Consider the following 22,515-nt stretch of genomic DNA (forward strand, 5'->3'; position numbering starts at 1 on the left):
AAGATGAATGCCGCTGTATTCTCAGTGATCGCCTGTTTTAATGCCTCAAGATCGCCGTATGGAATTGTCTTGATTCCAGGAAGAAGCGGTCCAAATCCCCGTTGGTATTCTGCTTCCGTTGACATTGAGACGGCTGTCATCGTCCGACCATGGAAGTTTCCTTCACAAACGATGATTTCAGCATCACCTGGGATTTGTTTGACTTCATATGCCCAGCGTCGTGCTGCTTTTACTGCTGTCTCAACAGCTTCCGCACCTGTATTCATCGGTAATACCATGTCTTTACCCGTCAGTTGTGCTACTTTTTCATAGAAAAAGCCCAGTTGATCATTGTGGAAGGCGCGTGACGTCAACGTGATCTTATCCGCCTGTCGTTTTAGAGCCTCGATGATTTTCGGATGACGATGCCCTTGGTTGACAGCTGAGTAAGCGCTCAACATATCCATATAACGACGTCCTTCCGGATCCGTTACGAAGACACCCTCTGCTTCTGAAATGACGATCGGGAGTGGATGGTAGTTATGTGCTCCGAACTGTTCTGTCTGTTGAATGATTTTCTCTGTTTGATTCATCGAGATTCCCCCTTATAGCTCTTTAGAAAACGCTTTCAAAATCATTATAGCAGATTTTCTTGTATAATCTTCATCTAAAAAATGTATAACCTAGAGGATTACGATGCGTAAGAATTGAATATATTGGGAAAAGACAAGACAAGTGAACCGTCATCTCTTTTCATCATAAAGGAGCGTGCGCACGTAATGGATCGTTCGACCATTGATTCCTATGAAGTCGTCATTCAAGAATTCCCTTTACCCGCTTTCATCCTGAATACTGATTTGACCATCCGTTCTTGGAATGAACTAGCCGAAAGCCAGTGGGGCTGGACACAACAAGAAGTCGTGGATCAGACTGTTCCACTTCTTGAACAGGAAGACATGGCATTCAGTCATCAGATTTGGCGTGCCTTCTTGGAACGCCGTCAATCGGTCCAATTACCGAATGCCTCCTTATTGCATAAGACGGGCACTTCTGTAACATCAACTCTCCTTCTGTCTCCTTTACTTGATGATACAGGAACCGTTATTGCCGCTTTTGCTTGCTGTATCCCTTCAGCTGAGCAACAAACGAACATGAAACCACTCTTCCAAGGATTGATGGATTTGCGCTATGCATTCGATCAGATTGCTTCTGTCGCTGTCTTCGATGCACGAGGAACGATCACGTACGCGAATGATCAACTCATCGATGTGACAGGATATTGTTCTGAGATGCTTCTCAACCAACCATGGTCGCTCATCTTAGACCCATCCAGTCCCGTCGTTTCGGAGATTCGTGCACAACTTCGTGAACGAAAAGCCTGGTCTGGTCGCCTTAGCCTCACTTCGCAAACGGGCGAACGAAAACATCTCCAAGCGACATTGATTCCAATTTATGATGCGAACGGCGTTCGTTTTCAGCACCTGTTCATCGGCAACGACATCACGGAAACAACTGCGCTTGAAGAAGAACTTGATTTTTTAGTGCATCATCATGAGATGACGCATTTATTGAATAAACGTGGATTTTTACGCGAAGGAGAATCCTTATTCCGCTCTGCTGGATCACATGATCCCGTTGCACTCATTTTGTTCGATATCGATCGTTTCAAAGTCATCAACGATTCGTTTGGAACACATGTCGGCGATCAACTTCTTCAAGCAATGGCAACGCGTCTTTTGCAACATACGACAGATGTACTTGCTTTTCATCCGACGAGTGATCTGTTTGGTGTCTTGTTACCTGCACCGTCGAGCAATCTACTTTTTCAGTATGCTCGAAAGTTACAACAAGCACTGCAGCGTCCTTATTACATTAACGGTCATTCACTCATCGTTTCTTGTACATTCGGGATCACCGTCTATCCGTCGGAAGCAAAAACACTGGAAGATTTATACCGCCGCTCTGAAACTGCTCTATATGCAGGAAAATCAATTGGTACCGGAACGATTCAGTACTTAACACACGAGATGGACACACAGTTCACACGGAAAATCCAACTCGAACGTTCCCTCTTCACGGCACTCGAAGATCAATCCCTATATCTTGCTTATCAACCAGTCATTGAAATTCAGACACAAGCCGTTAAAGGCTTCGAAGCGTTATTACGCTGGAATCACACGGCACTCGGGAGTATTCCACCAGATGAATTCATCCCACTCGCTGAAGAAGCTTCACTGATCACACCAATCAACAACTGGGTCATCATTGAAGCATGTGAACAGCTCGCGAAGTGGCAACAGACGATTAATCCTGAACTGACGATGGCAATCAATATTTCACCGCATCAGTTCCAAAGTGACTCTTTTATTCGAACGTTGCAACATATCGTAACGGAGCGACTCGTTTCACCATCTTCCGTTACGCTGGAGATGACAGAGAATATTGCGATTTTACAGACGCAACGAACGGTCGAACGTATGCACCTCATCAAGTCGTTCGGCTTCCGTTTATCGATCGATGATTTCGGTACCGGTTATTCTTCTTTACAGTATCTCAGTGCTTTTCCAATCGACGAATTAAAAATTGATAAAGTATTCATTGATGGTCTGGCGAAAAATGACCATGCCTTGCTGGATTCCATCATTCAACTTGGTCACAACTTAGAGTTGAATCTTGTCGCTGAAGGTGTTGAGACAGAACACGCGTTAGATTATCTAAAAACAACATCGTGTCAGCATATGCAAGGGTTTATTTTCTCTGAACCTCTATCTGTACAGGATATCGAAAAACGATTCTTAGCACCTTAATCAAAAAAGAAGTCACGGTGGATAACAATCACCGTGACTTCTTTTGCATATCATTTCTTACAACTGAATTTCTCCTACAACCATTCCGTAAACGGCTACTCCTGCTAAGACAACGAGGATCATACTAGCAATCCACTCATAACGTGACATGCCCGTCCGTTGCTGTTCTCGCTCTGCTAACGCGTACGCGAGAATCCCTGGAGCATAGACTAATGCCGCGATGACGATGTACCAGATACCCGACGCATAGACGAGCCAAATCGAATACGCTGATGCGATGACAGAGAAAAGTAACATTTTCTGATTGCGTTCTTCGCGCGATGTCCGAATGCTATACAACGCTGATAATAGGTACGGTAATAACGCACAAATCCCGGCGATACTCGATAAGACAAGATAGGTTTGCGCTGAGAAAAGCGCGATTCCTGCGACGACTTGTGTCGCGATCTGTGTAATCAACAGCGCACCGACTGGAGCTCCTTTTCGATTCGTTTTTGCGAATGCTTTCGGAAACGCACCGTCTTTCGCCACAAGATACGATATTTCTGATGCGAGAATCGTCCATCCGAGAAGTGCGCCAGATAGTGAAATAATCAAACCGATCATGATGATCGTCGCACCGATTGGTCCAATCGCTGCTTCTAATACATACGCCATCGTCGGTTCTTTTAATCCAGCTAGTTGTTCTTGACTAAGCACTCCGAGTGATAGAACAGAAATCAAGATATAGATGACTAACACTCCAACGAGTCCTGTTACCGTCGCTTTTCCGACATCACTTCGATTTTTAGCACGACTCGACAAGACGACTGCCCCTTCAATACCAACGAACGCCCAAAGCGTGACGAGCATCGTTCCTTTTACCTGATCGAAGATCGAACCGAGTTCTGTTCCCTTTCCCCAAATATCTAAATTAAACGTTTTGATATTAAAGGCAATTCCTACTAAAAGGATGAAAATCAAAATCGGAACGAGCTTTGCAATCGTCGTAATCAAATTGACGAGTGTCGCTTCCTTGATTCCGCTTGAGACGAGCCAGAACAATCCCCAAATGACGACCACACTCATCAAAAGGAGGAATATTCGATTTTCTGCTGCGAAAATCGGGAAGAAATAACTAATCGCATTAAACACGAGCGTGATATTCGCAACCGTTCCAATCCACGCCGATACCCAGTATCCCCACGCACTGTTAAAGCCGACAAAACGTCCAAATCCTTCACGCGCATAGGCATAAATGCCGCCTTCGAGCTCTGGTTTACTATTGGCGAGATGCTGGAATACTAACGCGAGCATGATCATTCCGATCCCCGTTATACTCCATCCGATGAGGATAGGTCCTGCACTTGCACTTTGGGCCATTGCACCAGGGAGGTTAAAAGCTCCTCCACCGACCATGGACCCGATGACCATTGCCGCGAGCGCAAAGAAGCCGATTTTTTGCTGATTCATGATGAGACACTTCCTTTTTCCGTATATCTATTACATCTTACGTATATTCATTCGAAAGACACAAAAGTCATTATAACAAATCACCTTCTAAAGTAAAGAAAGGATTTGAGACGAATGAACTGGATTCATGTATTTCAGCTCGAAGACCTTCTAAAACTCCTATTGGCTGCTACACTTGGAATTTTCATCGGATTCGAGCGTGAAATTAAAAATAAACCGGTCGGTATACGCACTAGCCTCGTAATTACCCTCATCAGCTGTCTTTTAACCATTGTCTCTATAAAATCCGTCCTGCTCTATCACGATATGGCGACTCATGTCCAGATGGATCCGATGCGCCTTGTCGCGCAAATCATTACCGGAATCGGATTCATCGGAGCTGGTGTCATCTTACGACGACCACATGATATCGTCAGCGGACTAACAACTGCCGCCATTATATGGAGTGCAAGTGGGATTGGGATTGCTGTCGGTGCCGGATTCATTTGGGAATCGATTTTTCTCGTTCTCTTTCTCTTTTTCCTATTAGAAGGTCTGACTTGGGTGATGCGTCACATCAACAATAGTCGATTTGAAGCGAACGTCCTCGTCGCACATTTACTTCTTCCCGCCGATCTTGATCCATCCGACATCATCTTCGCCCTTGAACAAAAAGGTGTTCGGATTACGAATATACGCATGCGAGGAAATCCAATTCGATTAACATTACGGATGTATTCCCCTCATTCGCTGACCCTATTCCTACTTTATGACTATTTAAAATCACTTGGAATTAAGGATATAGACCTTGATCAGTAAGAATTATCTGAAAATTTATGTTGCATTTTTAATCACTTTCACTTAAATTAACAATATGTTCACATTTTTCTGAAATATTTAAAACTAACTCTCGGGGGGTCATCGTTCCATGAATAAACCATCGAAAATTGCTTTTGCTGGACTATCCAGCATTGCACTACTTGCTGTCGCTGCATGCGGGCAAGGAAATGATGAGAATGCAAGCGGCTCGGATTCGAAAAATAAGAAAAAGGAAGTCACGCTCGTTTCGACGACAGATGTACCTCAGCTCGATCCGACGAAAACGACGGACTCGACTTCCATCATTGTTACGAACAACGTCTTTGAAGGACTCTATCGTCTTGACGGCGATAATAAGCCAACACCTGGAATCGCAGAAAGTGTCGAAGTATCAGACGATAAAAAAACATACACGTTCAAATTGCGTAAAGATGCGAAATGGTCAGATGGATCAGCTGTCACAGCAGATGATTTCATTTATGCTTGGAAACGTGCACTTGATCCAAAGACAGCAGCAGAATACGCGTACATTTTACAAGATTTGAAAAACGCCAATAAAATCATGGCTGGAGACGCTGAACTCGATGAACTCGGTGTCAAGAAAGTCGATGACCAAACACTTGAAGTACAACTCGAAGCTCCTGCTCCTTACTTCCTTGGCTTAACGAGTTTCCCAACGTACTTACCATTAAAGCAATCATTCGTCGAAGATAAAGGCGATAAGTTTGCGACAAGTGTTGATACAATGGTCTTCAACGGACCTTTCGTACTCGATAAGTGGCAAGCGAACGCTGGGTGGACATATAAGAAAAATCCGGATTACTGGGATAAAGCAAGCGTCAAGATGGATCAAATTAACGTTAAAGTCGTCAAAGAGATTTCGACTGGCGTCAACCTCTTTGAATCAAAAGAAGTCGATTTTGCACCGATTACATCGGAGTTCGTCTCACAGTACGAAAAATCAGAGGATTACAAGACTCGTCCAGATGCTCGGATCAACTTCCTTCGCTTTAACCAAAAGAATAAAGCATTGAAAAACAAAAACATTCGTAAAGCACTTGCACTCGGTTTTGAGAAGCAAGGGATTACCGATGTCATCCTAAACGATGGATCAAAACCAGCGAACTTTATCGTTGCGAAGGATTTCACATTTACACCAGATGGCGAAGACTTCCGTACGAAGTATCCGGATCTTCAAAGCTACGATGCAGATGCAGCGAAAAAAGCTTGGGATGCTGGTTTGAAGGAACTTGGTGTCAAAACAGTTGAACTCAGCATGCTCTCACGGGATGAAGATGCTTTCAAGAAAGTCTCTGAGTACTTAAAAGGTGACCTAGAGAAACATCTTCCTGGTTTGACGATCAATATCAAACAACAACCATTCAAAAACTTCCTCGATCTCGAATCGAAGGGTGATTATGACATCTCTGCAGCTGGATGGGGACCTGACTATCAGGATCCAATGACGTTCCTCGACATGTGGTTGACAGGCGGAAGCTTCAACCGGATGGAATACTCGAACAAAAAGTTCGATGATCTCATCAAAGGAGCGAAACAACAAGCCGATGAAGCGAAGCGTTGGTCTGATATGCAAGAAGCTGAAAAAATCTTGCTAACAGATGACTACGCGATTGCGCCGATCTACCAAAAAGGTGAAGCTTACTTGCAACGGACAAACATTGATAAATTATACCGTCACCCATTCGGTGCCGATATGAGCTTTAAATGGATGGAATTAAAATAACCCTTTAGAATATTGATGAACAAGTAGCGGATCTCGTTCCCTACTTGTTTTTTTATTTTCCAACGCGGTTCTCAGAAAACAACAAAGACCCCTTCTGACGGAGCCATCGGGGGTCTTTACTGTGCGATTTGTTTATAAAAAGCAATCTCTTCATCCTGTCCTTCCTCAACTGCTCGGAAGAATTCAGCGAAGTAAGCATAAAGAACGGTGCGTTCCTCATACGTTGGTCGAGCTTGACGAATGACGGAGAATGCAAGATTTCGCAACTGACGTTTTGTTCGTCGATGTGTTGGTAACGCATGGAACTGACGCGTAAATGAACGATAGACATCCGCAATCAAAGCTTCGTGCCCTTCAAAATATGTCTTATCCATAATGATGATCTCCTTTCTAACCTTGTTGTCCTACTGTTTTCTACGAACCTTTTAGATAAAAGTTTCATAGAAAGTGAGATTTCTCACAAATGATATAGACCTTACTATAACAAGCTTTCCAAAATGATTCAACATCCAAACTATTAAGTTTCATCAAGGAATTTTAGCCGTTTTGTAAAGTTCCTTTCTTTGATTTTAGATCATCTATTCCTAACACAAAACGGTCTGAGTCCCGGAAAGAGACTCAGACTCGCGACGGACATCAGTCTGCTTGTACTGAAATATGCTGGAAGTGTTTCACATCGAATAATCCACTGTCGGTCAGCTTTAATTCCGGAATGACCGGTAAGCAAAGGAATGACATCGTCAAATAGGGATTAAAGGAACGATCCGCCTCTAATACATCGAGGGCATCATTCAATGCTTCGAGTGTATCTCCAACTTCTTGGAAGGGACGATTCGTCATCAGTCCAGCGATTTCAAGCGGTAACTCAGCAAGTACCTCTTGCCCATTGACGGCAATGACTCCCCCACCCGCTTGGACGAGACGTTCCGCAGCGAGTTGCATCTCTTCGTCTGATGCGCCAACGATGACGAGGTTGTGCGAATCATGGGCAACAGTCGCCGCAATCGCTCCGCGTTTCATCTTGAAACCTTTGACGATCCCGGCTGCCGAGAAGGATGTGCCGTGATGCCGTTCAATGACAGCAATCTTTAAGAGATCCTGCTCCGGTACAGGCACGAAATGTCCGTCTTGAAGCGGAACGTCGAGAACCAGATGTTCCGTGACGATGCTTTTCGGAATGACTCCGATCACATGCGCCCGTGATGATTCAAGTGGAAGGGCAAATACTTCTGGTGTAATCGGTTTTGTATTCAATGCACCTCGTAACGATTCTGGAACATGCGCGCGTCGTACTGTTCGGGTCGTTTTTCCTGCTCGTGCGACACACTCACCTTTAATATAAACCTCGTCAATCACGACGTTATCAGCATCGGATAACAAGACGAAGTCCGCCCGGCGTCCCGGCACGATAGCTCCACGATCGTCCAGACGATAGGCATTCGTCGCATGCAACGATGCCATCGCATACGCTGTTTCGCGTTTAATTCCATGACGAATCGCATAGCGGATATTATAGTCGATCGTACCTTCGCGTAATGTATCATCCAAATGTTTATCGTCCGTACAGAAGAGGAAACGGCTCGCGTTGCTTTCCGTCACAGCATCGAGTACTTCCTTCAAGTTTCGGGCAGCTGATCCTTCCCGCACTTCGACATACAGACCACGACGCGCTCGGGCAAGCGCATCTTCTTTACTGACAGATTCATGATCCGTTCGAATTCCGGCGACACCATAAATGTTAATTTCGCGTGGTCCAAGTCCCGCAGCATGACCATCGACCAGTTTTCCTGCGTCTTCGATCTGTTTAATTTTTTGGAGCATATCGCGATCGGCTCGTTCGACCGCTGGATAATCCATGACTTCTCCCAAACCATGGACACCAGGATGATTGACGAATGGTGCAAGTGCCGCCGCATCAAGTGATGCTCCCGCGTGTTCAAACGAAGTCGCCGGTACGCAGCTCGGTAACATCATACGGACATCAAGCGCGAGACCTTCAGCATCGTCTAGCATAAAGGATAATCCTTCTGCTCCTTTGACATTCGCAATCTCATGCGGATCGGCGATAATCGTCGTGACACCTAACGGTAGAATCGCTTGCTCATACTCACTTGGCGGCACCATCGATGATTCAATATGGACATGGGCATCGACGAAACTTGGTGCGATGAAAAGTCTTTCTCCCGAACGATTCTCGATTCCGTCATACCCCTCTCCGACAGCAGCAATATAACCTGAATCAATCGCTACATCTGCTGTATATGTCTCACGTGTCATGACATCAATGACTGAAATATTCTGATAGACGACGGCTGCTTTCTCTTTTTTGGCAGCAATCGCGATCAATCGTTCACGCACTGTTTGTTCCATCCTGTCTCCTCCTGTTGTAAGCGTATTTTTACCATCTTACAATTAGTTTGGAAGCTGTTGCAATTTATTTTTTGTAACGTCAAGATGAAAGAGTATCGATTTAATGTCTGAGGGGGAAAAACGCATGAAATATCGTGTCGGTTCACTTGTTCCAAACATCGATCCATCCGTTTATTTAGCGGACGGATCTAAAGTCATCGGAGAGGTCACGATCGGAAAAGACTCATCTGTCTGGTTCAATACGGTCATACGCGGAGATGAAGGTCCGATTCACATCGGGGAACGCGTCAACATCCAAGACGGTTCGATGATTCATCAGTATGAAGGGTATCCGACTATCATTGAAGATGAAGTGACGATTGGTCATATGGCGATGATTCACGGCGGAATCATTCGAAAAGGAGCGTTAATCGGAATGTCGGCGACGATCCTCGATGAAGCCGAAATCGGAGAAGGAGCATTCGTTGCTGCCGGAAGCCTTGTTCCGCCAAAAATGAAGGTACCTGCCGGCGCGATGGTCATGGGTGTTCCTGCAAAAATCGTCCGGGATATCAGTGACCATGATCGATTCATCATGGAACGAACAGTCCGAAAATACGTGAAACGAGGTCAGCAGTATGCTGACAGTTTTGAAGCTATCACAGAGGATATGACAAGTTTGTGAGAACGTTTACAAAGTTCACAGGTTCTTAATACCTCCCCTCTTCCGTCTTTACAATTCTTTCGTACACTAGAGGTGTAAGAGATGAATCAAGACACAGAGAGGGGATTTTATATGATTCCAGTATACGAAGAACGCATCATGTCTGATTTGTTTTCATCTACGAATAACCCAAGTTACGGTTTGCCGACGTTACCCGAATCGGAAACGGATTGGTTGACAGTCGAGATTCAAACACGTATCGTTAAAGATGCCGAGCACCGCCTTGGAACATTAAACCGAGAGGAAGAACGTGTATGATTCAGCAACGCACTGTTCGCGCTTGGCTCGCTAGTCGCATCAAAAAATAATTTAATCACTTGATTACGTATTTTCCAAAACGATATAGCGCGTCAGCGCGCATACCAAAAGAGCCGAAGCGGATTCCCGCCTCGGCTCTATCTGTTTATTTTGAAATTAATCCTTCTTCGATCAAGAAATCACGCGCGACTTTTTCAGGGCGCTGTTTCTCGACATCTGCTTTGTAATTCAATTCTTGCATCTTCTCATCCGTAATTTTATCTTTTAACGTGTTGAGGACTTTTTTCAGCTCCGGATGTTCTTCAAGTGTTTCTTGACGAACAAGCGGTACCGCATAGTATGGTGGGAAGAACTTTTTATCGTCTTCTAGCACTGTTAAATCGAATTTTTGTAACAAACCATCTGTTGAGAAGCTATCGATGACGTTCGTTCGACCATTTGTCAGTGCTGTATAACGGAGTCCTCCATCGACTGGTTGTACATCTTGGAATTTCATATCTGGATACTTTTTCTTCAAACCAAGATAACCATCTTCCCGGTTCGCGAATTCGATTGTTGATCCGAGAATCAAACGATCACTGACTTTTGACATATCTGATACCGTCTTCAAGTCATATTTTTCGATATCTTCTTTCGTCATGGCAAGGGCATACGTATTGTTGAAACCGATTGGATCCAGGACGTCGACCTGACTTTTTTCCGGAATCATCTTCCCGACTTTTGCATAGACCGTTTCCGGATCCGTCTCGACGTCTTGCTTGAGCACGTCGATCAACAAAGTACCTGTGTACTCGACATACGCGTCGATTTCCCCTTTTTCAAGCGCCCCGTAAGCGACTTTCGTCCCTCCGAGGTTTAATTGACGTTCGACTTCTAAATCCGTTTTATCTTCGATTAAATCCGCTAACATATTTCCGAGAATCAATTGTTCTGTAAAGTTCTTCGATCCGATGACGATCTTATCGTCCTTAAGGAAAGAGTAAGCGACCGATCCACCAATTAATATGAAAACGATACTTGCGATCGCGATCTTGCGTCCAGCTGGCATCGCCTTGCGACGCTTCCGTGCCTTATTCTTGATTCGACCATCTGCAAGAGGAATCCCATTTGGCGCCACGGAGTATTCAATCCGACTGACGACGAAGTCGATGACAAGAGCTAAAATACCGGCTGGAATTGCTCCGGCGAGAATCTGGTTATTATCAACTGTTTGAATACCCGAGAAGACGAGGTAACCAAGACCACCGGCACCGATGAATGCTGAGATCGTCATCAAACCAACAGCTGTAACGGCTGAAATTCGAATCCCTGCCATCATGATCGGCAAGGCAAGTGGAATCTGAACCTTACTGAGGATTTGTCGATCCGTTAAACCAATTCCTTTAGCTGCTTCGAGCGTGTCCCCTGGAATGCTCGACAGACCCGTGTACGTATTTTTAACGATTGGCAAGAGTGAATAAAGCACGACCATGATGATCGCTGGTGTCGACCCGATACCAATGAACGGAATCAAGAAACCGAGTAAAGCAAGACTCGGAACAGCTTGCACGACGCTCGTCAGCGCAAGGACAGGCTTCGCGAACTTTTGGTAACGGGTGATCAGAATCCCGATCGGAATCCCGAGAACGACCGCGATGACGACGGCAAAGACCGTCAGCTGTAAGTGCTCTAGCAATAAATCACCGATCTGATCGGTATTATTTTTTACATAATCAAAGAATCCGCTCATTGGACTTCCTCCTCATGAATGAATTGCTCACTCAAGACGGAAAGTAAGCTACTACGTGTGATCAACCCTCTGAGTTTTCCTGTTACATCCGTTACTGGTAGATAACCAGTCTCTTCCTGATTCATGACTTCAAGAACATCGAGTAATGAATCGTGTTCATTGACAGCGATGATTTCGCCCTCCATCACTTCTTCGATCCGTTGGCTCTTATCCGGAATCGTCTGGATGTTCTTCAACTTAATCAGCCCTTGTAAGACACGGTCACGATCGGTGATCAACAGGCTGTCGACTTTGCGTCCACGCATGATTTCAATTCCCTGCAACAACGTCCGTTTGCCACTGATTGAAACTGGGTCCTCGATCATGATATCTTCTGCCTTGATGAATTCTGGACTACTCCAGATTTTATTTTTTCCGATGAACGATTCGACATATTCATCTTTTGGATGACGCAAGATTTCTTCTGGAGTATCGAACTGGACGATTTCCCCATCACGCATGATACATATCCGATCCGCTAACTTGATCGCTTCATCCATATCATGGGTGACGAAAACGATCGTCTTCTTCACTTCTTCTTGCAAGTTAAAAAGTTCTTCCTGTAGATCGTTACGGGTAACGGGATCGAGTGCACTGAACGGCTCATCCATCAAAATGACATCAGGATCATTCATTAAAGCTCGTGCGAAACCGACACGCTGTTGTTGTCCACCACTGAGTTCGCTCGGATAACGATCGATGAATTGCTTTGGATCAAGCCCGACCATCGTCAACAATTGTTCTGTCCGTTGATCCATTTCATCGTGATCTTTCCCCTCAAGCCCCGCAATCAATTGAATGTTTTCCCGGACCGTCATGTGGGGGAACAAGCCGGTTTGCTGGATGACATATCCCATATGACGTCTTAATTCAATCGTATCCGTCTTCATGATGTCCTTCCCGTTGACTAAAATCGTACCTGAAGAAGGTTCAATCAATCGATTGATCATCTTAAGTGATGTCGTCTTCCCACAACCACTTGGTCCGATGAAGACAACGAGTTCACCCTTTTGAATCTCGAGCGATAAGCCTTTCAAGACGACATTGTCCTTAAACTGCTTACCGACGTTTTTGAATTCGATCATTCCTTCTCACTCCTTTTTACTATTTCCATATATTATGGTTTCCCAAAAAGATTACGGTTTAAACAAATTTTCTGTAATTTAGTTTTATTTCTTTGCAAAACGGGAATTTCTTAGTTCTTTTTTTAAAATAAAGGGAATACCTTAATAAAGAGTACTTGTAAAGCATGTTTTTGATGAAGGAGGTACTAGACGATGAACATCAAGAAACCTACCATCATGATGATCGGATTACTTCTCCTTAGTCCACTTTCGATTCCTTCACAGGTTAATGCAGCGAGCTCTACGTTCGTTACGAAAGGAACGACGACGCAAAAAGTCGTCGCATTGACGTTTGATGACGGTTCAGATGGAACGAACATTGCCAAAATCTTAAGTATCTTAAAAAGTAACCAAGTGAAAGCGACTTTCTTTTTGACAGGCAGTGGTGCAACCAACCATCCCCAATCGATCAAAAACATCACAACCGCTTCTCCGACACATCAAATCGGCAATCACTCATATTCGCATCCGGATTTTACGACCTTAACAGCAAGCCAGATGACGAGTGAATTATCCCGAACAGAATCTCTCATCCGGTCCTTGACCGGAAAAACGACGAAACCAATTTTCCGAGCGCCGTTTGGTGCAAGTAATAGCAACGTGTTGAGTGCCGTTGGGGCGGCAGGTTACACGAAAACGATTCAATGGAATATTGATACGACGGATTGGAAAGGCATCTCTTCAACAGCCATCTTGGATCGTGTATTACCAAAAGTCGTTCCCGGATCGATTATTCTGATGCATACCGGTGCTGGTGCGAAAGGAACACCGACCGCCTTGCCGACGATGATTTCGAAACTCAAAGCCAAAGGCTATTCGTTCGTCACGATTTCAGAACTCCTCCGCTCACCAACTCCAACCGGTACGACGTATACCGTCAAAGCTGGCGATACACTCTATTCGATCGCCCGTAAATACAATGTCTCGGTCTCTGCCCTCGCGAGTGCGAATAACATCACGAACTGGAATCTGTTGAACGTCGGTCAAGTCTTGAAAATTCCAACAACGACTTATACGGTTAAAGCCGGTGATACACTTTACTCGATTGCGACACGATATGGTGTCACCGTCACAGCATTGATGCAGGCAAACAACATTACGAATCCGAACCTCTTGCTCGTTGGACAAGTCTTAAAAATTCCAAAATGAATATGCTGATCGCAACACAAAAAAACGATCCCTCTCTATTCAAGAGAAGAATCGCTTTAGATCGTATGCATGAAACCGGCGCGATAGCGTCGGTTTTTTTGTACTCTAGTTTGACCCCGCACCTCTTACGACTCTGATCGGACCCCATTGATTCCAAGATCACACTGAATCAAATCCGCATACGTTTGTCGACGGACGACTTCACGGGATTCCCCGTCCCGGACGAAGACAAGTGCCGGACGTAAGAACTGGTTGTAGTTGCTTGCCATCGAAAAGTTATACGCTCCTGTCCCAAAGACAGCAAGTGTATCGCCACCGTTCGGTGTAACCAACTGTGCTTTTTCAGCGACAAGATCCCCTGATTCACAAGCTGCTCCAACGACCGTCACTTCGGTCGTTTCGCCACTCATCCGGTTAGCGATGACCGTTTCATACACCGCACCGTAAAGTGCTGGGCGAATGTTATCTGTCATTCCGCCATCGACCGAAAGATATGTTCGGACGCCTTCGATTTCTTTGATTGCCCCGACCGTATACAGTGTCGTTCCTGCATTCGCAACGACCCAGCGCCCTGGCTCGATCCCGATGCGCGGACGTTCGATGCCGAGTCGCTCCGTTTCCGTCTCGATGACATCCATGACGCGTGCAATCGTCGCTTCAAAATCAAGCGGATGATCGTCCTGTGTATAGGCAATACCGAAGCCACCACCAACATTAACTTCGCTGACTGTAAAGCCATGATGCGCACGAATCGTTTCGACGAAGCCCATCATCGTCCGAGCCGTCTGTTCGAACAGTGACGGATCTTGGATTTGCGAACCGACATGACAATGGATGCCGAGTAACGACAGATGTTCCGATGCTAAAATCGCTTCGATTGCGTCCAAGTAATCTGACGCATGCGTCGAGAAACCGAATTTCGTATCGACACCACCTGTCTGAATTTTCGCATGCGCTCCCCCGATGACTTGTGGCACGATCCGGATCAGGACATGAACCGTTTGACCGGCTTGTGCCGCAATCGATTCCAGTTGTGCAATCTCTGCAAAGTGATCGATGACAATCCGTCCGACTCCTTCCTCAACGGCATACTGAAGATCAGCCGTTGATTTATTCGAACCATGGAAATAGATTCGTTCTGCCGGAACCCCGGATTGACGGGCGATGAAGAGTTCCCCGCCTGTGACGACATCGATTCCAAGACCATGACGAACGACTTGTTCATATACGGCACTGACCGTCAGTGCTTTAGAAGCGAAGGAAGCATACGTGTTCGGATACTTATCAAGGAAGTGTTCCCGGACGGTCGCTAATCGATCCGTCAGCTCCCGCTCTGCCATCACATACAACGGTGTTCCGTACTGTGTTGCAAGATCGGTCGCTGCGACACCATCGATGTGCAACGTATTGTTTTCTTCTGTCAGGTATTGACTTCCATACATAATAAGTTCCTCCTTATAGATACTGATGCGTCAAACGCCACGACCGGGCACACATCTGCTCTGAATTGTTCGCTGCTCCTGTCCGAGTAATATCGTCAATTTCAACGCCATCCCCGTATAGCACGACCTCATCTCCGACCTCAACCGTCCCATCGACAGCGACGAACGTATGACTCATGAATAATTTATTGATGACCGGATAAGGTTTTTCTTTAATATGAACAGGCAACGCGGCACGCCCACGGACGACACCGTCTCCATAGCCGACGGGTAAAATAGCAATCCGCATCGGTTCTGTACTCGTAAAGTTCGTCCCGTACCCAACGTGTTCACCCGGTCCGATTTCGCGAATTTCAACGACCTCCGTCGTCATCCGTAGCGAAGGAACGAGCCAGTCCATCTTTTCAATCGGTGAATAGCCGAATAAGAAGATGCCAGGGCGGACATAATTACAAAATGCGAGACGCGGATCGTGTTTGACGATCGTCGCACTGTTTTCCGAGTGCATATACGTAAACGTATGGCGCTTTCGTAACACATCGGCAATAGCGATGAAACGTTCGACTTGTCCATCGTGATCCGCATCCGGCTCATCGGCAAGCGGAAAGTGTGTATATAAACCTGTTAAAGCGAGCGAATCTGCTTGCGCAAGCGCAAGAACAGCTTCCGCCTCTTGAAGCGAACTGACACCAAAACGATTCATCCCGACGTTGATCTTCAAATGTAACTCGATTCCTTGCAGCTGTTTACTGTTTAGGGCGAGCCATTCTAGCGATGAGACACCGAGTGCAATTCCGAAACGTCGTGCTGTTTCAAAATCCTCCGTCGGATTCATCACCAGTACATAACTGTCTGGAAAATTCGTTTTGATTTCAATGGCTTCATACAACTCGGCGACAGCAAAGTGATGCACATCAGATGCCATCAGCGTCTCGACCATCTCGAGCATACCTAAGTTATACGCATTGTTCTTGACCACGGCAAAAATACGTTTACGTGACCGAGCGAAGACCGATGCGACGTTCTGTCGCACCGCCTTCCGATCGATCGTGACGAGTGTACGCGTCGTCATTCTGCGACAGCGGGTGTCACATACGTCAACCAATCCGCATATTGCGGCAATTGACCTGTGACGGCTTGACGGTAAAGATCGAGCAACTCATCTGCGACGTTCCGTGTTCCGCCGTTGATCGAGATATGATCGATTTCACCGACACTCGTGATTTCAGCAGCTGTTCCTGTTAAGAAGATCTCATCTGCGACATATAACTCATCGCGTCCGATGTGACGTTCGATGACAGGATAGCCTTGATCTTGTGCCAAACGGATGATGACTTGGCGTGTGATACCGTCGAGTACTGAACAATCAAGTGACGGTGTATGAATCGTTCCGTTTTTAAGAAGGAAAAGATTCGCAACACTCGCTTCACTGACGTTTCCGTTCATGTCGAGCGCGATGGCTTCATCAAATCCATCACGGATCGCTTCACCTTTTAAGAGTTGTGAGTTCATATAGTTCGCAGCCGCTTTCGCTTGCATCGGCATCATCGTTGATGAGACGCGGCGGTATGATGCGACTTTGGCACGGATGCCAGCACCTTTATCGAAGTATTCCCCAAGCTCCCAGCAAGAGATGCCGACATGAACCGTCGTATCTTTCGCCATCAATGCTTGCCATGGCGTACCGAGGAACACGAATGGACGGATATAACACGATTCAAATCCGTTTTTCGCAACTAAATCGATCGTTGCTTGAACAAGTTCGTCGACAGTATACGGAATCGTGACGTGGTAATACGCACAACTGCGGAAGAGACGCTCGATATGTTCCTTCAATTGGAAAATCGCCGGTCCGTCCGGTGTCGCGTATGCACGAATTCCTTCAAAGAATCCACTACCATAGTGAATCGCATGTGACATGACGCTTGTGTTCGCATCTTTCGGATCATGAAAGACTCCATCTAACCAAATTGCTTCTCCATACTGTGTATCCACTGCCATGTGTTTTCCTCCTCTTCGACGTCAATCAGAGTGAACGTAAATCATCCACCAATTGCGTCTTCTCTTCTGTTTTCGCATCTTTCTGTTTGATGACACGTGCAGGTGTTCCGGCAACGACGCTTCCAGCAGGTACGTCTTCTGTGACGACACTACCAGCAGCGACGACGGCATCTTTGCCGACTTTGACGCCTTCAAGGATGACTGCATTTGCACCGATCAAGACACCGTCTTCAATGATGACAGGTGTTTTTGAAGGTGGTTCGAGGACACCCGCGACCACGGCACCTGCGCCGACATGAACGTTCTTCCCGATCGTCCCACGTGCACCGACGACAGCGTTCATATCAATCATTGTACCATCTCCGATTGATGCACCGATATTGATGATCGCACCCATCATGACGACTGCGTTATCGCCGATGACGACATGATCACGAATCCATGAACCTGGCTCGATACGCGCATTCAAGTGACGTGTATCAAGCATTGGTACTGCACTGTTGCGACGGTCATACTCCACGTGAACATCCGTGATGCGATCTGAATACTTTTCTAAGAAAGTAGCCGCAAGTCCTGCATCCGCGAAGAAAATCTTTGATTCATCTGATCCGAACGCTGTAGCGCCTTCGATCGTCAAGCCCGCCAAATCGCCGTTGACGTAAAGTTTTACCGGTGTTTGTTTTTTAGCATCTTTAATGAATTTAGCAATTTCGTAAGCATCAGTGAGTAACATGTGAATCCTCCTGTGTGTAGAGCGTCTCTAATGTATAGAGTCCCGCTGTTTTTTGAATGAGTGCCTCAGCTGCTTTGATCGCACCAGAAGCAAATACTTTTTTCGATAGCGCTGTATGTTTGATTTCAATCAATTCGTCGACACCTGCGAATAAGACTTCGTGTTCTCCGAAGATTGTTCCACCGCGCATCGCGTGCATCCCGATCTCGTTCGTCTCTCGCTTTTGCCGCGTCTGTGACCGGTCATATACCGGTGTGACGTCACGTGCCGTCTGAATCGTTTGCAATAACAACTCAGCCGTTCCGCTTGGCGCATCGACTTTTTGGTTATGATGTTTCTCGAGCAATTCGATGTCATACGCTCCTGCTAGTGGCACAAGTGTCTTCAGCAGTTGCTGCACCATCGCGATGCCGTACGACATATTGTACGACTGGAAAATTGGAATTTCTTTTGCGGCGTCCTTGATCGATGCCAGTTCCGCCTCCGAAAAACCAGTCGTCGCGATGACAAGTGGTGTTTTTGTCGCCAGTCCATATGCGAGCAGATCCGGTAGCAAACTCGGATGCGAGAAGTCGATGATCGCATCGACCGTTTCTGACATCTCCGTTAGCTCGGCATATGAAGCGATCGTATCGGATGACTTCGTCCGGTCAACGATCGCTACGACACTTTGTGGTGCGAGTTCGACGACGTATTGTCCTGTCGCCCCATAACCGTGTAACGCGAGTTTCATCGAACCACCCCTTTGTAAGCCCGCATCGTTTCGAGTAAGTGGGCGTGCCCCGCTTCCGATTGACGGACGAGCGGCAAGCGTGGCGCACCGACAGCAAAGCCGAGTTCTTCAAGCGATGCTTTAACTGGAATCGGATTGACATCACTGAACAAGGCACCGATGACCGGTAACAAGTCTGCCTGAATCCGGCGTGCCGTGACGAGATCTTGCGCTAGTAACGCCTCAGCAAGTGCTTGTGTCTCTGCTGGGTACGGGTTCGAAAGAACTGAGATGACGCCTTGTGCGCCCCATGCCATGTACGGCAGGATTTGATCATCATTTCCACAGAAGACCGCGAAGTCTTCCGGAATCGCCGCCATCAGTTCACCCATGAAGCTGACATCTCCACTCGCTTCCTTAAAGGCTTGGATTCGTGGATGACGTGCTAACGTCACTGCTGTTTCGACTGCGATCGCAACTCCTGTCCGCGACGGAACGTTGTACAGCATGATTGGTAATTCGGTTGCATCAGCGACCGCCGTGAAATGTGCGACGAGACCCGCTTGCGATGTTTTATTGTAGTACGGTGTGACGAGCATCGCTGCGTCCGCACCGAGGCGCTCTGCGAGTAACGTCTTCTCGATTGTTGCTGCCGTGTTGTTCGAACCCGTTCCGGCAATGACTGGTACTCGTCCTGCCGTGATTTGAACGGCAGTCGTCAGTAGTTGTTCGAATTCCGTGTTCGTCAGTGTCGATCCTTCTCCTGTCGTTCCTCCGACGACAAGCGCCTGAATTCCTGCTGCGAGTTGTTGCTCGATCAAGCGTTCGAATACGTGTAGATCCAACTCGCCTGCTTCATTAAATGGTGTGACGAGCGCTGTACCTGCTCCTTTGAACATGAAGAACTCCTCCTTTTTTATGAATGAATCGACTGTTCGATGGCTTGGCGTGCGACTTGTACGGCATTCGAGGCGGCACCTTTTCGAATGTTGTCGGCTACACACCAGAGATGGAACGTATTCGCGAGACTATCATCTTGTCGAATTCGTCCGACATAGACATCGTCCGTCCCACTCGCGTCAAGTGGCATCGGATAACGCGTATTCGCGACATCATCGATGAGGACGACGCCCGGTGCGTTTTCAAGTGCTTCACGGATCGCTGCAACCGTCGTCGGTTGTGTAAACGTGACGTTGATTGCAACCGAGTGAGAATTCGTGACTGGAACCCGGACACATGTAGCACTGACAGGTAATGCTGGAAGATTGAAGATTTTCCGTGTTTCATCAATCATCTTCTGCTCTTCTTTCGTATAGCCGTTCTCAAGGAATACATCGATATGCGGCAAGATGTTATCGTGAATCGGATGCGGATAATTGACGGGCTCTTCTCCGCGTGCTCCACGTGCCAGATCCTCGATTCCTTTTTGACCAGAACCAGATACGGCCTGATACGTCGTATAGTTGATCCGTTCGAATCCCAGTGACTGGAGCGGTGCTAAAGCGACGACGGATTGAATGGTCGAACAGTTCGGATTTGCGATCAAGCGGTCCGTCGCTTGAATCGCTTGCGGATTGACTTCTGGCACGACGAGCGGAATCGTCTCCTGCATCCGGAAAGCACTTGAATTATCAACGACGAGTGTTCCGTTTTCAGCTAGTAACGGGGCATATTGCTCACTGATCGTTCCGCCTGCTGCGAACAACGCGACATCGATCCCGTCTTCTGTGATATTTGGCGTCAGCGCTTGGATCGTAATATCTTCTCCCTTGAACTGTACCGTGTTCCCTGCTGAACGAGCAGAAGCGTAAGCGGACAGGCGGCTGACCGGGAAGTCCAGTTCTGCTAGGACTTGTAACATTTTTTGACCGACGGCGCCGGTTGCTCCAATGACGGCTACATGATACATCCTGTTTTCCTCCTTATAACTCGAACGCGTTTGCAATCGCTGCAACCGTCCGTTCAATGTCTGCTTGTGCAATCGTGTACGAGATGCTGATTTCTGATGTCGTGACTTGATAGAACGGGATGTTCTCTGCTCGGAAGATTGCGAACAACTTCGAAGCGACACCTGTTGCATCCCGCATCCCGATTCCGACGACAGATAATTTTGCGTGTTGATTGTGGCGGTCGACCTTGACTGTCGTGAAGCGATCCATGATGTCTTTCAATGCTTCATCGAGGAACTCTTCCTCATCGAGTGGACATGAGAACGATAAGAAAATGTCACTGTCGAACGTCGTTTGACTGATCATGTCGATGTTGACGTGGCGATTGGATAACAGTTCGAAGATATCGGCTACTGCTGCATTCGTTTGCGGTACGTGTTTGATTGATACCGTCAAGACGTTCTTCGTCACACTGACACTCGTCACCGCTTTTTGTTCCATTGTTTCCGTCGCTTCCATGATCCATGTTCCCCTTTTCGATTCAAGTGTTTTCCCGACGAAGATGTGTACGCCGTATTTTTTTCCTAGTTCGACACTCCGCATTTCCATGACCTTCGACCCGAGGGCGCTCATCTCCATCATCTCATCATATGAGATGTGCGGAATCGGTTGAGCAGCAGCATGGATTCGTGGATCAGCCGTATAGACACCGTCGACATCCGTGTAGATTTCACACCGTTTATCAAGGACTGCCGCAAGGGCAACAGCCGTTGTATCCGATCCACCACGTCCGAGCGTCGTGACATCACCGAGTTCGTTGACACCTTGGAATCCAGCGACGATGACGACATCGTATGTTTCGAGTTTTTGTCGTAATAGATTTCCATCAATCTGTTTGATCTTACTTTTCGTATGCAATCCCATCGTACTGATTCCCGCTTGAGCGCCTGTTTGCGATAACGCTTTGACGCCGAGTGAGTTGAGGGCGATGCTGAGTAATGAAATCGTCTGTTCTTCTCCGATGGCAAGCAGACGATCGAGTTCTCGGCGCTCGGGGCGATCTGTGATGGCTTGCGCCTGAGCAATCAAAGAATCTGTCATCTTGCCCATCGCTGAAACGACGACGACAAGTTTTTCACCTTCGGCTGCGCGACTCTTCAAATAATTCGCAATAGACTGAATCTGTTCGACAGTCGCAACCGAGCTTCCACCAAATTTAAGTACAGTTGTCACAATCCTATCTCCTTTGTCCCGATACAGAAAAAAAACGACGGGCCGGTAGGAGCGTTCCTACGGCCCGTCGTTATCACGATCGGACAAACGAAGACAAAGTCATTCGTTCTTTTACGTAAGATAGCGCTCCGAAACATCGGTTTCGGCAGTACAACGGATCTTAACCGTTGTACCAGCAAATGAGAAGAAGCATCTTCTCGTTCACTTCGGCGGACTTCCCCTTTCACATCATTCGGCATGCTTGCCTTCAAGAATGATACTACTCATGTCATCCGCGCCTCTATCTGTCGGTTGTTAGTTACAGTTATAGCAGACATCTTTTGTTAAATCCAGTCATTTGACTGATTTTTTTC

At 46.7% G+C, this 22,515-nt stretch carries 20 protein-coding genes and 1 riboswitch; of the genes, 6 read left to right on the top strand and 14 right to left on the bottom strand.

Translation table 11 applies throughout. The annotated features are described in order from the left end of the window. A partial coding sequence (locus EXG77_RS13565; RefSeq protein ID WP_035398921.1) for an aminotransferase class III-fold pyridoxal phosphate-dependent enzyme occupies positions 1-572 on the bottom strand: 572 nt, incomplete at its 3' end. Between the two features lie 186 nt (positions 573-758). Between EXG77_RS13565 and EXG77_RS13570 the strand changes: the two genes are divergently transcribed. Next, complete coding sequence (locus tag EXG77_RS13570; protein WP_035398922.1) at positions 759-2,786, top strand: EAL domain-containing protein; 2,028 nt, start codon at positions 759-761, stop codon at positions 2,784-2,786. Positions 2,787-2,843: 57 nt separating this feature from the next. Here EXG77_RS13570 and EXG77_RS13575 read toward each other — a convergent pair whose 3' ends face one another. Then, a complete protein-coding gene (locus tag EXG77_RS13575; RefSeq protein ID WP_200864055.1) occupies positions 2,844-4,241 on the bottom strand; it encodes a basic amino acid/polyamine antiporter in 1,398 nt (465 codons plus the stop codon). A gap of 111 nt (positions 4,242-4,352) precedes the next feature. Between EXG77_RS13575 and EXG77_RS13580 the strand changes: the two genes are divergently transcribed. Continuing rightward, complete coding sequence (locus EXG77_RS13580; protein WP_023467135.1) at positions 4,353-5,036, top strand: MgtC/SapB family protein; 684 nt, start codon at positions 4,353-4,355, stop codon at positions 5,034-5,036. 109 nt (positions 5,037-5,145) lie between these two features. Continuing rightward, on the top strand, positions 5,146-6,780 hold the full coding sequence (locus EXG77_RS13585) for a peptide ABC transporter substrate-binding protein (protein WP_023467134.1): 1,635 nt from the start codon (positions 5,146-5,148) through the stop codon (positions 6,778-6,780). 116 nt (positions 6,781-6,896) lie between these two features. On the opposite strand, the gene EXG77_RS13590 is transcribed toward EXG77_RS13585, so the two are convergent. Both EXG77_RS13590 and ade read right to left on the bottom strand, forming a co-directional pair. After that, a complete protein-coding gene (locus EXG77_RS13590) occupies positions 6,897-7,154 on the bottom strand; it encodes a hypothetical protein (RefSeq protein ID WP_023467133.1) in 258 nt (85 codons plus the stop codon). A 262-nt stretch (positions 7,155-7,416) separates the two neighbouring features. After that, the gene (gene ade, locus EXG77_RS13595) at positions 7,417-9,150 is read right to left on the bottom strand and encodes an adenine deaminase (RefSeq protein ID WP_035398925.1); all 1,734 of its coding nucleotides are present in this window, start codon (positions 9,148-9,150) and stop codon (positions 7,417-7,419) included. Between the two features lie 124 nt (positions 9,151-9,274). Here ade and EXG77_RS13600 point away from each other — a divergent pair, with 124 nt between their 5' ends. Together EXG77_RS13600 and EXG77_RS13605 are read left to right on the top strand one after the other, a co-directional pair. Continuing rightward, the gene (locus EXG77_RS13600) at positions 9,275-9,814 is read left to right on the top strand and encodes a gamma carbonic anhydrase family protein (protein WP_023467131.1); all 540 of its coding nucleotides are present in this window, start codon (positions 9,275-9,277) and stop codon (positions 9,812-9,814) included. Positions 9,815-9,925: 111 nt separating this feature from the next. Beyond that, entirely contained in the window at positions 9,926-10,111 is a 186-nt protein-coding gene (locus EXG77_RS13605; protein ID WP_023467130.1) for a hypothetical protein, read from the top strand. 145 nt (positions 10,112-10,256) lie between these two features. On the opposite strand, the gene EXG77_RS13610 is transcribed toward EXG77_RS13605, so the two are convergent. Beyond that, a complete protein-coding gene (locus EXG77_RS13610) occupies positions 10,257-11,840 on the bottom strand; it encodes a glycine betaine ABC transporter substrate-binding protein (protein ID WP_023467129.1) in 1,584 nt (527 codons plus the stop codon). Then, positions 11,837-12,964 (bottom strand): ABC transporter ATP-binding protein, encoded by a 1,128-nt coding sequence (locus EXG77_RS13615; RefSeq protein WP_035398927.1) that lies wholly within the window; start codon positions 12,962-12,964, stop codon positions 11,837-11,839. Before EXG77_RS13615 ends, EXG77_RS13610 begins: the two co-directional genes overlap by 4 nt. 192 nt (positions 12,965-13,156) lie before the next feature. Between EXG77_RS13615 and EXG77_RS13620 the strand changes: the two genes are divergently transcribed. Then, positions 13,157-14,152, top strand: a complete 996-nt coding sequence (locus tag EXG77_RS13620; RefSeq protein WP_035398929.1) for a LysM peptidoglycan-binding domain-containing protein — start codon at positions 13,157-13,159, stop codon at positions 14,150-14,152. A gap of 125 nt (positions 14,153-14,277) precedes the next feature. Here the strand turns inward: EXG77_RS13620 and lysA are convergent, their stop codons facing one another. From lysA to EXG77_RS13660, 8 genes are read right to left on the bottom strand one after another with little or no spacing between them, the layout of a single operon-like run. Beyond that, complete coding sequence (gene lysA / locus EXG77_RS13625; RefSeq protein WP_035398931.1) at positions 14,278-15,594, bottom strand: diaminopimelate decarboxylase; 1,317 nt, start codon at positions 15,592-15,594, stop codon at positions 14,278-14,280. Between the two features lie 13 nt (positions 15,595-15,607). Further along, positions 15,608-16,666, bottom strand: coding sequence for an alanine racemase (alr, locus tag EXG77_RS13630; protein WP_035398933.1), 1,059 nt, complete (start codon positions 16,664-16,666; stop codon positions 15,608-15,610). After that, entirely contained in the window at positions 16,663-17,595 is a 933-nt protein-coding gene (locus tag EXG77_RS13635) for a branched-chain amino acid transaminase (protein WP_035398934.1), read from the bottom strand. The genes alr and EXG77_RS13635 overlap by 4 nt, the downstream gene beginning before the upstream one ends. A gap of 25 nt (positions 17,596-17,620) precedes the next feature. Continuing rightward, the gene (dapD, locus tag EXG77_RS13640) at positions 17,621-18,328 is read right to left on the bottom strand and encodes a 2,3,4,5-tetrahydropyridine-2,6-dicarboxylate N-acetyltransferase (protein ID WP_029340774.1); all 708 of its coding nucleotides are present in this window, start codon (positions 18,326-18,328) and stop codon (positions 17,621-17,623) included. After that, positions 18,315-19,061, bottom strand: a complete 747-nt coding sequence (gene dapB, locus EXG77_RS13645; protein WP_023467121.1) for a 4-hydroxy-tetrahydrodipicolinate reductase — start codon at positions 19,059-19,061, stop codon at positions 18,315-18,317. The genes dapD and dapB overlap by 14 nt, the downstream gene beginning before the upstream one ends. Continuing rightward, positions 19,058-19,939 (bottom strand): 4-hydroxy-tetrahydrodipicolinate synthase, encoded by an 882-nt coding sequence (gene dapA / locus EXG77_RS13650; RefSeq protein ID WP_023467119.1) that lies wholly within the window; start codon positions 19,937-19,939, stop codon positions 19,058-19,060. Before dapA ends, dapB begins: the two co-directional genes overlap by 4 nt. A gap of 17 nt (positions 19,940-19,956) precedes the next feature. Then, positions 19,957-20,949: an aspartate-semialdehyde dehydrogenase gene (locus EXG77_RS13655; RefSeq protein WP_023467117.1), complete on the bottom strand. Its 993-nt coding sequence runs from the start codon at positions 20,947-20,949 to the stop codon at positions 19,957-19,959. A gap of 13 nt (positions 20,950-20,962) precedes the next feature. After that, positions 20,963-22,162, bottom strand: coding sequence for an aspartate kinase (locus tag EXG77_RS13660; protein ID WP_023467116.1), 1,200 nt, complete (start codon positions 22,160-22,162; stop codon positions 20,963-20,965). 113 nt (positions 22,163-22,275) lie between these two features. Beyond that, positions 22,276-22,453: riboswitch (Lysine riboswitch) on the bottom strand. Positions 22,454-22,515 lie beyond the last annotated feature (62 nt).

It is taken from the genome of Exiguobacterium sp. OS-77, from assembly GCF_000414195.2.
GTDB lineage: Bacteria > Bacillota > Bacilli > Exiguobacteriales > Exiguobacteriaceae > Exiguobacterium_A > Exiguobacterium_A indicum.

What these genes read in the sequence shown, in the direction of transcription:
- lysA (WP_035398931.1), bottom strand. Translation starts at nt 15,594, where the DNA reads ATGTATGGAAGTCAATACCTGACAGAAGAAAACAATACGTTGCACATC.
- dapD (WP_029340774.1), bottom strand. Translation starts at nt 18,328, where the DNA reads ATGTTACTCACTGATGCTTACGAAATTGCTAAATTCATTAAAGATGCT.
- dapA (WP_023467119.1), bottom strand. Translation starts at nt 19,939, where the DNA reads ATGTTCAAAGGAGCAGGTACAGCGCTCGTCACACCATTTAATGAAGCA.
- EXG77_RS13580 (WP_023467135.1), top strand. Translation starts at nt 4,353, where the DNA reads ATGAACTGGATTCATGTATTTCAGCTCGAAGACCTTCTAAAACTCCTA.
- EXG77_RS13605 (WP_023467130.1), top strand. Translation starts at nt 9,926, where the DNA reads ATGATTCCAGTATACGAAGAACGCATCATGTCTGATTTGTTTTCATCT.
- EXG77_RS13585 (WP_023467134.1), top strand. Translation starts at nt 5,146, where the DNA reads ATGAATAAACCATCGAAAATTGCTTTTGCTGGACTATCCAGCATTGCA.
- EXG77_RS13635 (WP_035398934.1), bottom strand. Translation starts at nt 17,595, where the DNA reads ATGGCAGTGGATACACAGTATGGAGAAGCAATTTGGTTAGATGGAGTC.
- alr (WP_035398933.1), bottom strand. Translation starts at nt 16,666, where the DNA reads ATGACGACGCGTACACTCGTCACGATCGATCGGAAGGCGGTGCGACAG.
- EXG77_RS13610 (WP_023467129.1), bottom strand. Translation starts at nt 11,840, where the DNA reads ATGAGCGGATTCTTTGATTATGTAAAAAATAATACCGATCAGATCGGT.
- EXG77_RS13570 (WP_035398922.1), top strand. Translation starts at nt 759, where the DNA reads ATGGATCGTTCGACCATTGATTCCTATGAAGTCGTCATTCAAGAATTC.
- EXG77_RS13655 (WP_023467117.1), bottom strand. Translation starts at nt 20,949, where the DNA reads ATGTATCATGTAGCCGTCATTGGAGCAACCGGCGCCGTCGGTCAAAAA.
- EXG77_RS13590 (WP_023467133.1), bottom strand. Translation starts at nt 7,154, where the DNA reads ATGGATAAGACATATTTTGAAGGGCACGAAGCTTTGATTGCGGATGTC.
- ade (WP_035398925.1), bottom strand. Translation starts at nt 9,150, where the DNA reads ATGGAACAAACAGTGCGTGAACGATTGATCGCGATTGCTGCCAAAAAA.
- EXG77_RS13620 (WP_035398929.1), top strand. Translation starts at nt 13,157, where the DNA reads ATGAACATCAAGAAACCTACCATCATGATGATCGGATTACTTCTCCTT.
- EXG77_RS13600 (WP_023467131.1), top strand. Translation starts at nt 9,275, where the DNA reads ATGAAATATCGTGTCGGTTCACTTGTTCCAAACATCGATCCATCCGTT.
- dapB (WP_023467121.1), bottom strand. Translation starts at nt 19,061, where the DNA reads ATGAAACTCGCGTTACACGGTTATGGGGCGACAGGACAATACGTCGTC.
- EXG77_RS13615 (WP_035398927.1), bottom strand. Translation starts at nt 12,964, where the DNA reads ATGATCGAATTCAAAAACGTCGGTAAGCAGTTTAAGGACAATGTCGTC.